Annotated in this window: 12 protein-coding genes; 1 reads left to right on the forward strand and 11 read right to left on the reverse strand. The window is 71.5% G+C overall.

The window, feature by feature from the left end:
* Positions 1 to 26: 26 nt before the first annotated feature.
* From K3769_RS05575 to pyrR, 3 genes are all read right to left on the reverse strand, one after another.
* On the reverse strand, positions 27 to 1,313 hold the full coding sequence (locus tag K3769_RS05575) for a dihydroorotase (protein WP_267025340.1): 1,287 nt from the start codon (positions 1,311 to 1,313) through the stop codon (positions 27 to 29).
* A 5-nt stretch (positions 1,314 to 1,318) separates the two neighbouring features.
* A complete protein-coding gene (locus K3769_RS05580) occupies positions 1,319 to 2,296 on the reverse strand; it encodes an aspartate carbamoyltransferase catalytic subunit (protein WP_267025341.1) in 978 nt (325 codons plus the stop codon).
* A gap of 152 nt (positions 2,297 to 2,448) precedes the next feature.
* Positions 2,449 to 3,039: a bifunctional pyr operon transcriptional regulator/uracil phosphoribosyltransferase PyrR gene (pyrR, locus tag K3769_RS05585; RefSeq protein ID WP_267025342.1), complete on the reverse strand. Its 591-nt coding sequence runs from the start codon at positions 3,037 to 3,039 to the stop codon at positions 2,449 to 2,451.
* Between the two features lie 244 nt (positions 3,040 to 3,283).
* Here pyrR and bldD point away from each other — a divergent pair, with 244 nt between their 5' ends.
* A complete protein-coding gene (gene bldD / locus K3769_RS05590; RefSeq protein WP_267025343.1) occupies positions 3,284 to 3,784 on the forward strand; it encodes a transcriptional regulator BldD in 501 nt (166 codons plus the stop codon).
* A 242-nt stretch (positions 3,785 to 4,026) separates the two neighbouring features.
* On the opposite strand, the gene nusB is transcribed toward bldD, so the two are convergent.
* The 8 genes from nusB to K3769_RS05630 all read right to left on the reverse strand — a co-directional run bounded on the left by nusB (position 4,027) and on the right by K3769_RS05630 (position 10,821).
* Entirely contained in the window at positions 4,027 to 4,461 is a 435-nt protein-coding gene (gene nusB / locus K3769_RS05595) for a transcription antitermination factor NusB (protein ID WP_267025344.1), read from the reverse strand.
* Between the two features lie 2 nt (positions 4,462 to 4,463).
* Positions 4,464 to 5,030: an elongation factor P gene (efp, locus tag K3769_RS05600; RefSeq protein ID WP_055513022.1), complete on the reverse strand. Its 567-nt coding sequence runs from the start codon at positions 5,028 to 5,030 to the stop codon at positions 4,464 to 4,466.
* Positions 5,031 to 5,134: 104 nt separating this feature from the next.
* Positions 5,135 to 6,259, reverse strand: coding sequence for an aminopeptidase P family protein (locus K3769_RS05605; RefSeq protein ID WP_267025345.1), 1,125 nt, complete (start codon positions 6,257 to 6,259; stop codon positions 5,135 to 5,137).
* A 208-nt stretch (positions 6,260 to 6,467) separates the two neighbouring features.
* Complete coding sequence (locus tag K3769_RS05610) at positions 6,468 to 7,394, reverse strand: Pro-rich N-terminal domain-containing protein (protein WP_267025346.1); 927 nt, start codon at positions 7,392 to 7,394, stop codon at positions 6,468 to 6,470.
* A 166-nt stretch (positions 7,395 to 7,560) separates the two neighbouring features.
* Positions 7,561 to 8,652 carry a 3-dehydroquinate synthase gene (gene aroB, locus K3769_RS05615; protein WP_267025347.1) on the reverse strand — a complete coding sequence of 364 codons (1,092 nt, stop codon included), beginning with the start codon at positions 8,650 to 8,652 and terminating at the stop codon, positions 7,561 to 7,563.
* Positions 8,649 to 9,164 (reverse strand): shikimate kinase, encoded by a 516-nt coding sequence (locus K3769_RS05620; protein WP_267025348.1) that lies wholly within the window; start codon positions 9,162 to 9,164, stop codon positions 8,649 to 8,651. Before K3769_RS05620 ends, aroB begins: the two co-directional genes overlap by 4 nt.
* On the reverse strand, positions 9,161 to 10,345 hold the full coding sequence (gene aroC, locus K3769_RS05625; RefSeq protein ID WP_267025349.1) for a chorismate synthase: 1,185 nt from the start codon (positions 10,343 to 10,345) through the stop codon (positions 9,161 to 9,163). The genes K3769_RS05620 and aroC overlap by 4 nt, the downstream gene beginning before the upstream one ends.
* 206 nt (positions 10,346 to 10,551) lie before the next feature.
* Complete coding sequence (locus tag K3769_RS05630) at positions 10,552 to 10,821, reverse strand: hypothetical protein (protein WP_267025350.1); 270 nt, start codon at positions 10,819 to 10,821, stop codon at positions 10,552 to 10,554.
* Between the last annotated feature and the right edge of the window lie 14 nt (positions 10,822 to 10,835).

The following is a 10,835-nucleotide window of genomic DNA, read 5'->3' on the forward strand; positions in this document are numbered from 1 at the left end:
CTGTGCTGCAAGGGGGGTGAGTGATGTCACGCGAGCTTCCCGTCGACGAGCGTGGCCCTGCCCCGCAGCCAGGTGTGCGTGACACGGCCCGGCAGCTCACGACCCTCGTAGGGAGTGTTGCGGCTGCGCGATGCGAAGCCCGCGGGGTCCACCTCACCACGGTATGCGGTGTCGACGAGCGTGAGGTTGGCGGGCTCACCTGCCGAGACGGGACGGCCGTGGCCCTGTGCCCCACCGATCGCGGCGGGCTTGAGGGACATGCGGTCGGCGACGCCGGCCCAGTCGAGCAGCCCCGTCTCCACCATCGTCCGCTGGACGACGGACAGGGCGGTTTCGAGGCCCACCATGCCCATGGCGGCGGCGGCCCACTCGCAGTCCTTGTCCTCGTGCGGGTGCGGGGCGTGGTCGGTGGCGACGATGTCGATCGTGCCGTCGGCGAGCGCCTCGCGCAGGGCCAGTACGTCGCGCTCGGTGCGCAGCGGCGGGTTGACCTTGTAGACCGGGTTGTACGAGCGGACCAGCTCGTCGGTGAGGAGCAGGTGGTGCGGGGTGACCTCGGCGGTCACGTCGATGCCGCGGGACTTGGCCCAGCGGACGATCTCGACGGAGCCTGCGGTCGACAGGTGGCAGATGTGGACGCGGGAGCCGACGTGCTCGGCGAGCAGCACGTCCCGGGCGATGATCGACTCCTCGGCGACCGCGGGCCAGCCGCCGAGTCCCAGCTCCGCGGAGACGACGCCCTCGTTCATCTGGGCGCCCTCGGTGAGGCGGGGCTCCTGGGCGTGCTGGGCGACCACGCCGCCGAAGGCCTTCACGTACTCCAGGGCCCGGCGCATGATCACGGCGTCGTCGACGCACTTGCCGTCGTCCGAGAAGACCGTGACGCCGGCGGCGGACTCGTGCATGGCGCCCAGCTCGGCGAGCTTCTTGCCCTCCAGGCCGACGGTGACGGCCCCGATGGGCTGGACGTCGCAGTAGCCGTGCTCCCGGCCGAGCCGATAGACCTGCTCGACGACGCCCGCGGTGTCGGCCACGGGAAAGGTGTTGGCCATGGCGAACACGGCGGTGTAGCCGCCGCTCGCCGCGGCGCGCGTACCGGTCAGGACCGTCTCGGAGTCCTCACGGCCGGGCTCGCGCAGATGGGTGTGCAGATCGACGAGGCCCGGCAGGAGCACCCGGCCGTCGGCCTCGACGACCTCGGCGCCCTCTGCCGAGAGCCCCGTACCGACCTCGGCGATGGTCTCGCCGTCGATGAGGACGTCCTGCGGCTCGCCGCCGAGCACCTTCGCACCACGGATCAGGATCTTGGTCATGTGACTTACTTCTCCTCGGTACGGGTGTGGGTGGCGGCGGGTTCGTTGCCACCGAGCAGCAGGTACAGGACGGCCATCCGGATCGAGACCCCGTTGGCGACCTGCTCGACGGCGGTGCAGCGGTCCGAGTCGGCGACCTCGGCGGTGATCTCCATGCCGCGGACCATCGGCCCGGGGTGCATCACGATGGCGTGCTCGGGCATCTTCGCCATGCGGTCGCCGTCGAGGCCGTAGCGCCGCGAGTACTCGCGCTCGGTCGGGAAGAACGCCGCGTTCATCCGCTCGCGCTGCACCCGCAGCAGCATCACGGCGTCGGACTTGGCCAGCGTCCGGTCGAGGTCGTACGAGACCTCGCAGGGCCAGGTCTCGACGCCGACCGGCACCAGGGTGGGCGGGGAGACGAGGGTGACCTCGGCGCCGAGGGTGTGCAGCAGGTCGACGTTCGAGCGGGCGACCCGGCTGTGCAGGATGTCGCCGACGAGCGTGATGCGCTTCCCGGAGAGGTCCTGGCCGAGGCCCTCGTCCCGGCCGACGAGCCGGCGCCGCATGGTGAAGGCGTCGAGGAGGGCCTGGGTGGGGTGCTGGTGGGTGCCGTCGCCCGCGTTGATGACGGCGGCGTCGATCCAGCCGGAGGTCGCGAGGCGGTACGGGGCTCCGGAGGCGCCGTGCCGGATGACGACGGCGTCGACGCCCATCGCCTCCAGGGTCTGGGCGGTGTCCTTCAGGGACTCGCCCTTGGAGACGCTCGATCCCTTGGCGGTGAAGTTGATGACGTCCGCGGAGAGGCGCTTCTCGGCGGCCTCGAAGGAGATCCGGGTCCGGGTGGAGTCCTCGAAGAAGAGGTTGACGACGGTGCGGCCGCGCAGGGTCGGCAGCTTCTTGATCGGCCGGTCGGCGACCCGGGCCATCTCCTCGGCGGTGTCGAGGATCAGGACGGCGTCGTCGCGGGTGAGGTCGGCGGCCGAGATGAGATGACGCTGCATCTTTCAGGCTCCGTAAGGCAGAAGGCAGAAGACATGAAGGCAGGAGGCGGTTCAGGTCGGGAGGCGGGCGTCCGGGAGTGCCGGTGGGCACGGCCGGGGCGGGCAGGGGCGCGCGCGTGCCCGGTGCACGGCGACGGCCGTACGCCGGGAAGCTACGGCTGTCCGCCCTGAGGGGTCTGCTTCACACCGAGCAGCACGGTGTCCCGGCCGTCCTCTTCGGCGAGCTGGACCTTGACCGCCTCCCGCAGCGACGTGGGGAGGTTCTTGCCGACGTAGTCGGCGCGGATCGGGAGTTCGCGGTGGCCGCGGTCGACGAGGACCGCGAGCTGCACGGCGCGCGGACGGCCGATGTCGTTCAGCGCGTCGAGGGCGGCGCGGATGGTGCGGCCGGAGAAGAGCACGTCGTCGACGAGGACGACCAGTCTGCCGTCGATGCCGTCACTGGGGATGTCGGTGCGGGCCAGCGCTCGCGGCGGGTGCATGCGCAGGTCGTCGCGGTACATGGTGATGTCGAGGGAGCCGACCGGGATCCGGCGGTCGGTGATCTCCTGGAGCTTGACGGCGAGCCGCCGGGCCAGGTGGACGCCCCGGGTCGGAATGCCCAGGAGCACCACGTCCTCGGCACCCTTGGCGCGCTCGACGATCTCGTGGGCGATGCGGGTCAGGACCCGCGCGATGTCGGGCGCCTCGAGAACGGGCCGCGCATCGGTCGCGTACTGCTGCTTCTGCTGTTCGGTGTCCATACGAAACGGACCTCCTTCTCCGCCTCTCTGGACGGATCATTAAAGGACGTCGGAATTGCGCCATCAACGGTACCAGCCCGGCAATGCCCCTGATCACCCCCCTCGTCCCGGCCGTGCTCCGCTTCCTCCGGGAGACCGGTCCGGACCATTCGGCTTGACGAGCCAGAGTCACGCTGCGTAACCTCACAGTGAGTCACCAGCCGCGCGGCCGAGCCGCACGTCGACACAGTGTCCGGGGAGCTATATGTCCAGCGAATACGCCAAACAGCTCGGGGCCAAGCTCCGCGCCATCCGTACCCAGCAGGGCCTTTCCCTCCACGGCGTCGAGGAGAAGTCCCAGGGCCGCTGGAAGGCGGTCGTGGTCGGTTCGTACGAGCGCGGCGACCGCGCCGTGACCGTGCAGCGTCTTGCCGAGCTGGCGGACTTCTACGGCGTTCCCGTGCAGGAGCTGCTGCCGGGCACCACGCCGGGCGGGGCCGCCGAGCCGCCGCCGAAGCTGGTCCTCGACCTGGAGCGGCTGGCCCACGTACCGGCCGAGAAGGCGGGCCCCCTGCAGCGTTACGCGGCGACGATCCAGTCCCAGCGCGGCGACTACAACGGCAAGGTGCTGTCGATCCGCCAGGACGACCTGCGCACGCTCGCCGTCATCTACGACCAGTCGCCCTCGGTCCTCACCGAGCAGCTGATCGGCTGGGGCGTCCTGGACGCGGACGCGCGCCGCGCGGTCTCCCACGACGAGGGCTGACCGCCACCAGCGCTGAGAAGAACAGCCACGGGGTGGCCGGAACCAATGGGTTCCGGCTACCCCGGCGGTACACCGGGCCGCTCGCCGGTACAGGTACGCCGGAGGGCCCCCAGCAAGGCGCTGGGGGCCCTCCGGCGTACCTCATGGGCGCGGGGCCGTGACGCAGTGCGGCGGCTCCGCCGCGTGGAAGCGGCCGGCCCCACCGGCCCGCACACGACGTCGCCCCGTGCGGAGCGGATCGTTCAGGACTCGTCCCGGCGCAAGGAGGACTTGAGCTCCTTGAACCGGCCGAGCAGCCCGTTCACGAAGGCGGGCGAGTCGTCCGTGGAGAACTCCTTGGCCAACTGCACCGCCTCGTCGAGCACGACCGCGTCCGGGGTCCCGTCCACCCAGATCAGTTCGTACGCCCCCAGCCGCAGGATGTTGCGGTCGACGACCGGCATCCTGTCGAGGGTCCAGTCGACGGCGTACTGCGAGATCAGCTCGTCGATGCGCCGCGCGTGCTTCGCGTAGCCCTCGACCAGCTCCATCGTGAACTCGCTCACGGGCGGCTGCCGGGTGTCGGTCCTGGAGTGCCGGATCCAGTCGGCGAGGACCGTCTGGACGTCGACGTCCCGCTGGTCCCCCTCGAAGAGGATCTGGAAGGCGCGCTTGCGGGCCGTATTGCGGGCAGCCACGGTTAGCTGTTCACCCGGCCGAGGTAGTCGCTCGTGCGGGTGTCGACCTTGATCTTCTCACCGGTGGTGATGAAGAGCGGGACGTTGATCTGGTGACCGGTCTCCAGGGTGGCGGGCTTGGTGCCACCCGTGGAACGGTCGCCCTGGACGCCCGGCTCGGTCTCCTGGACGACGAGCTCGACGGCGGCGGGCAGCTCGACGAAGAGCACCTCGCCCTCGTGCTGCGCCACGGTGGCGGTGAAGCCCTCGATCAGGAAGTTCGCGGCGTCGCCGACGGCCTTGCGGTCGACCATGAGCTGGTCGTAGGTCTGCATGTCCATGAAGACGAAGTACTCGCCGTCCATGTACGAGAACTGCATGTCGCGCTTGTCGACAGTGGCCGTCTCGACCTTGACGCCGGCGTTGAACGTCTTGTCGACGACCTTGCCGGAAAGCACGTTCTTCAGCTTGGTGCGCACGAAGGCGGGGCCCTTGCCGGGCTTGACGTGCTGGAACTCGACGACGGACCAGAGCTGGCCCCCGTCGAGCTTGAGCACCAGGCCGTTCTTGAGGTCGTTCGTGGAAGCCACGGTTGCGGAATCTCCTGGACTGACGTGGACGACCCCGGTAACACGCGCACTGCTCGAAGCTTTCGAAGCACTCGATACGGTCGAGGCTTGTGCGGCTTGCGAGACTAGAGCGCGAGCAGTTCCTTGGTCGTGATGGTGAGTAGCTCGGGTCCGCCGTCCGCCTCAGGGCGCACGACGAGCGTGTCATCGATCCTGACACCGCCCCGGCCCGGGAGGTGGACCCCCGGTTCGACGGTGACCGGCACGCAAGCGTCCAGTTTACCCATGGCCGCGGGGGCCAACTGCGGCTCCTCGTCGATTTCGAGCCCCACACCGTGTCCGGTCGACTCGGGAAGGCCCTCCGTGTACCCGGCGGAGTCCAGGACCTGACGGGCCGCGCGGTCCACGTCACGGTAGGCGGCGCCGGGCACGAGGGCCTGGCGGCCGGCCCGCTGGGATGCGAAGACGAGGTCGTAGAGCTCGATCTGCCAGTCCGCGGGAGAGGTGCCGATGACGAACGTGCGGCCGATCTCGCAGCGGTATCCGTGGTACGTCGCCCCGAGGCAGACGGAGAGGAAATCTCCCTCCTCGACCCGGCGGTCGGTCGGCCGGTGGTCCCGCCGGCCGGAGTGCGGGCCCGTGCCGACCGACGTCCTGAAGGCCGGTCCGTCGGCGCCGTGGTCGACGAGGCGGCGTTCCAGTTCCAGCGCGAGATGCCGTTCGGTGCGGCCGACCAGGATCGATTCCAGTAGTTCGCCCAGGGCCTGGTCGGCGATCTCCGCACCGATGCGCAGACAGGAGATCTCCTCCTCGTCCTTGATGACCCGCAGCTGTTCGACGGCTCCGCCGACGTCCGAGAGCCGCAGGGCGGGGGCCACGGAACCGATCGCCCGGTGGCGGGCCACGGTGAGGTGGTGCTCCTCCACGGCGAGGGAGTCGGCGCCCTGGGCCGCGGCGAGGTCCGCGGCGGCGACGGCGGGGTCGCCGCCGGGGGTCGGCAGCGGGTGGATCCGCAGGGCCTCGTCCGGGCGGCCGTCCGCGGCGGTGGTGGCGGTGGCCGGTGTCGTGCCGGGCACGGTGCCGTGTACGAGCAGGTCCTCGGTTCTGCCCAGGAGGAGGACCGCGCCGGGTGGGGCCACGCCTGTGAGGTAGCGGACGTTGGCCGGGCGGGTGACCAGCGCGGAGGCGCTGCCGCTGGCGTTGACGCGGTCTCTTAGCCGGGCTCGGCGGGTTTCGTGCACCTCTGGCATGGTTCGAGCGTAGGAGCTTCGCTCGGATTGTGCCGGTTTGAGGGGGCCGAGTGGGCGCGGGCTGGGGGCTGGTTGCGCAGTTCCCCGCGCCCCTGAAGAGCAAAGATTGCGCCGTTCCCCGCGCCCCTAAAAGCGAAAGACTGCGCCGTTCCCCGCGCCCCCAAAGACCAAAGACTGCGCCGTTCCCCGCGCCCCTAAAAGGGGTGGGCTACCACTGGGGTGGGCTTGCGATGGAGCGGGACAGGACCTCGTCCAGGACCTGGGCCGTCTGGGGGACGTCCAGTTGGGAGTTGTCGATGATGGGGAGGCCCGAGCCGTACCAGCCGGCCATCCGGCCGTGGATGCGGGCCACTTCCTCGTCGGTGAGGCGGCGGTTTCCGGAGCGCTCCGCGTTGCGCTCCAGGACTATCTCCAGGCCCGGCAGCAGGACGACCGGGAGCAGCCCGGGCCCGACATGCCGCTTCCAGCCGCCGAGGCCCACCACGGGCCGGTCGGGGAAGACCGCGTCGTCGAGGATGCAGGAGATGTTGTTGGCCAGGAAGTTGCGGGCCGCGAAGCCGCACGTGCGGCGGGCGAGCCGGTACTGGGCCTCCGACATGTCGTTCCACCCCGACTGCGGGTCGGCGAAGCCCGAGCGCACCCATTCGCGGACGTCGTCCAGGCTGATGTGCGCCGTGGGCACCCTGCGGTGGTCGGCCCAGTACTTGGCGACGCTGGTCTTGCCCGCGCCCGCGGGTCCGATGAGCAGCACCGCGAGCGTCGTGGACGTCGGATCGGGGACGCCGGTCGCGGGCGGCGCGCTCGGCATCGGGACGGGGCCGCCCGGCGGCAGCTGGACGTGCCCCGTGGTGTCCGGCGTCGGCGGTACGGGAGCGTGGTGCGGGACGGCGTGGTGCGGCGCGGGCGGGTGCCCCGGCTGATGCGGCGGAGCCGGCGGATGCGCGGGTCCCGGCGGGTGCGGGGCCGCGGGTCCCGGCTGCGCTCCGGCGAAGCCCGGCGGCGGGCCCGCGGGGGCACCGGCTTGCGCACCGGGGTGGTGCTGTCCCGGGTGTGGTGCGGCCCCCGACCAGCCGGCGGCCGGTCCGTGCCCCGGCTGATGGGGCGGCGGCAGCGGAGACCCCACTGCGTGCTGCATCCGGTGCCACTCCGTCTCGTACAGGCAATGGGCGCTGGCAGCGGGGCATCTGCCCCGCTCGCCTACCGAACGGTACCGTCCCCGGCCGCTGTTTGGTGAACGGCCGGGGACGGTCCGAAGTGCCCGTCCGCGCAGGCGGATCGGCGCAAGTGCCGCCCCGGGGGAGCTATACGCCCACTTCGCCGTAGGCGGCGAGCAGCACCGCCGGGTCGGGGCCCTCCAGGACGGTCGGCTTGGCCAGTCCGTCCAGGACGATGAAGCGCAGGAGGTCGCCGCGGGACTTCTTGTCGACCTTCATGTTCTCCAGGAGCTTGGGCCACTGGTCGTAGCGGTAGGTCAGCGGCAGCCCGACGGACTCCAGGATCGTGCGGTGCCGGTCCGCGGTCGCGTCGTCGAGCCGGCCCGCGAGACGGCCCAGTTCGGCGGCGAAGTGCATACCGACCGAGACGGCCGCGCCGTGCCGCCACTCGTAGCGCTCGTTCTTCTCGATGGCGTGCGCGAGGGTGTGCCCGTAGTTGAGGATCTCGCGCAGCCCGGACTCCCTGAGGTCGGACGAGACGACCTCGGCCTTGACCCGGATGGAGCGCTCGATGAGCTCGGCGGTGTGCGGCCCGGCGGGCGTACGGGCGCCCTGCGGATCGGCCTCGATGAGGGCGAGGATCTCCGGGTCGGCGATGAAGCCGGCCTTGATGATCTCGGCGAGCCCGGACACGAAGTCGTGGACCGGCAGCGAGTCGAGCGCGGCGAGGTCGCACAGTACGCCGACGGGCGGGTAGAAGGCGCCGACGAGGTTCTTGCCCTCGGCGGTGTTGATGCCGGTCTTGCCGCCGACCGCCGCGTCCACCATGGCCAGCACGGTGGTGGGGATGGCGATCCAGCGCACGCCGCGCAGCCAGGTCGCCGCGACGAAGCCCGCCAGGTCGGTGGTGGCCCCGCCGCCGACGCCGATGATCACGTCGGTGCGGGTGAAGCCGGACTGTCCGAGAGCCTTCCAGCAGTAGGCGGCGACCTCCGCGGTCTTGGCCTCCTCCGCGTTGGGCACCTGGATGGCGACGGCCTCGAAGCCCTGCTCGGCGAGGTCGGCGCGCAGCGCGTCACCGGTCTCGGCGAGCGCCTCGGGGTGGATGACCGCGACCCGCTTGGCCCTCTCCCCCACCAACTGACCCAGTTCACCGAGGAGTTGGCGGCCGACCAGGACCTCGTACGGCTCGCTGCCCGCCGTGCCGCCGACATGGATCCGCGTCACTGCCTCGTTCATGCTTCCTTCAACTCCAGTGCGTCGAGGACCGCTCGGGTGACCTCTTCGGGGGTGCGGCCGTCGGTGGCCACCACGGCGCTCGCGACCCCCGCGTACAACGGGCGGCGGGCGTCCATGAGTTCGCGCCACTGCCGGCGCGGGTTGACCGCGAGCAGCGGCCTGGCCGCGTTCAGACCGGTGCGCTGCACGGCCTCCTCGACGTCCATGGAGAGGTACACGACGGGCTGTCCGGCGAGCAGCGCCCGGGTGTCCTCGTCGAGGATGGAGCCGCCGCCGAGGGCCAGTACGCCCTCGTGTCCGGCGAGCGCCCGCCTCACGGCCTGCTTCTCCAGGGCGCGGAAGGCCGATTCGCCCTCCTCCACGAAGATGTCCGCGATGGTGCGGCCCTGCTCGGCCACGATGTCCTCGTCGGTGTCCCGGAAGCGGCAGCCGAGCCGCTGCGCGAGCAGCGCGCCGACCGTGGACTTGCCGACGCCCATGGGGCCGACGAGCACGACCCTGGGAGCGGTCACCGCACGACCAGGTTCTTCAGGTACGACTGGACGTTGCGCCGGGTCTCCGGCACGCTGTCGCCGCCGAACTTCTCCGCCACCGCGTCCGCCAGGACCAGCGCGACCATCGCCTCGGCGACGATTCCCGCCGCCGGCACCGCGCACACGTCGGAACGCTGGTGGTGCGCCTTGGTCGCCTCGCCGGTCACCACGTCGATGGTCGCCAGGGCCCGCGGCACTGTGGCGATGGGCTTCATCGCCGCCCGTACGCGCAGCAGTTCGCCCGTGGTCAGCCCGCCCTCGGTGCCGCCGGAGCGGCCAGAGGAGCGCCGGATGCCCTCGTCGGTCTGGACGATCTCGTCGTGCGCCTTGGAACCAGGCACGCGCGCGAGGTCGAAGCCGTCCCCGACCTCCACGCCCTTGATCGCCTGGATGCCCATCAGCGCCGCCGCCAGCCGGGCGTCGAGGCGCCTGTCCCAGTGCACGTGCGAACCGAGACCCACCGGCACCCCGTACGCCAGCACCTCGACCACGCCACCGAGGGTGTCGCCGTCCTTGTGGGCCTGGTCGATCTCCGCGACCATCGCCTTCGAGGCGTCCGCGTCCAGGCAGCGCACCGGGTCCGCGTCCAGCCTCTCGACGTCGTTCGGGGTGGGCAGGACTCCGTAGGGGGCCTTCGCCGCCGCCAGCTCCACCACGTGCGAGACGACCTCGATGCCGGCGGTCTCCTTCAGGTACGAACGCGCCACCGCGCCCAGCGCCACCCGGGCCGCGGTCTCCCGTGCGGAGGCCCGCTCCAGGATCGGCCGTGCCTCGTCGAAGCCGTACTTCTGCATACCGGCGAGGTCGGCGTGGCCGGGCCGCGGCCGGGTCAGCGGGGCGTTGCGGGCCAGCTCGGCGAGGATCTGCGGGTCGACCGGGTCGGCCGCCATGACCTGTTCCCACTTGGGCCACTCGGTGTTGCCGACCATCACCGCGACCGGCGAGCCGAGGGTGAGTCCGTGCCGGACGCCGCCCAGGAAGGTGACCTCGTCACGCTCGAACTTCATGCGCGCGCCGCGCCCGTAGCCCAGGCGCCGCCGGGCCAGGTGGTCCGCCACCATCTCCGTGGTGATCGGCACGCCGGCGGGAAGACCCTCCAGCGTCGCCACAAGTGCCGGACCGTGGGACTCCCCGGCGGTCAGCCAGCGCAACCTGCTCAACGGTGCTCCTCATGCTCGCGCCCTGGTGCGGTGTCCTGTTCCTGCGAACACGCTGCTGCGTACGCGCGTCCTCGCGTACGGCGACGGCGCGACCGGGTGCGCGGCCCTGGCCCGCCGCCTCCGATCCTCCCACGTCCGCGCTCTGCGCCCGGCCCCAGGTCCATCTGGCGGACGCGCCCCGCCCACGCCGTGGTACCCGGTCCGCGTCAGGCCGTGGTGTCGTCCCGCCGGGGCGGTGGGGCGTACGAGCCCAGGTGGTCGGCGCCGCGGCCCTGCGCGTACCGCGCCGACTCGGGGATGGGCCGCCCGGTGCGCACCGCCCGGTGGTAGGCGAGCCTGCGCTTCATCTTGAGGGCCCAGAGCGTCACGACGGCGAACACGAAGGCCCCCAGCGCGGTGCCCTGCGCCCAGTCCGGCAGGAAGCCCACCACCGACTGGAATATCTCCGACTTCCAGGATGCCTGTGTGACGTACATGGATGTGTCCCCCG

This window comes from Streptomyces ortus, assembly GCF_026341275.1.
GTDB classification, from domain to species: Bacteria; Actinomycetota; Actinomycetes; order Streptomycetales; family Streptomycetaceae; genus Streptomyces; species Streptomyces ortus.

Bases quoted from the DNA above. Each gene is read 5' to 3' on its own strand.
- K3769_RS05575 (WP_267025340.1), bottom strand. From the start codon at position 1,313: ATGACCAAGATCCTGATCCGTGGTGCGAAGGTGCTCGGCGGCGAGCCG.
- pyrR (WP_267025342.1), bottom strand. From the start codon at position 3,039: ATGGACACCGAACAGCAGAAGCAGCAGTACGCGACCGATGCGCGGCCC.
- K3769_RS05580 (WP_267025341.1), bottom strand. From the start codon at position 2,296: ATGCAGCGTCATCTCATCTCGGCCGCCGACCTCACCCGCGACGACGCC.
- K3769_RS05605 (WP_267025345.1), bottom strand. From the start codon at position 6,259: ATGCCAGAGGTGCACGAAACCCGCCGAGCCCGGCTAAGAGACCGCGTC.
- K3769_RS05610 (WP_267025346.1), bottom strand. From the start codon at position 7,394: ATGCAGCACGCAGTGGGGTCTCCGCTGCCGCCGCCCCATCAGCCGGGG.
- K3769_RS05630 (WP_267025350.1), bottom strand. From the start codon at position 10,821: ATGTACGTCACACAGGCATCCTGGAAGTCGGAGATATTCCAGTCGGTG.
- bldD (WP_267025343.1), top strand. From the start codon at position 3,284: ATGTCCAGCGAATACGCCAAACAGCTCGGGGCCAAGCTCCGCGCCATC.
- aroB (WP_267025347.1), bottom strand. From the start codon at position 8,652: ATGAACGAGGCAGTGACGCGGATCCATGTCGGCGGCACGGCGGGCAGC.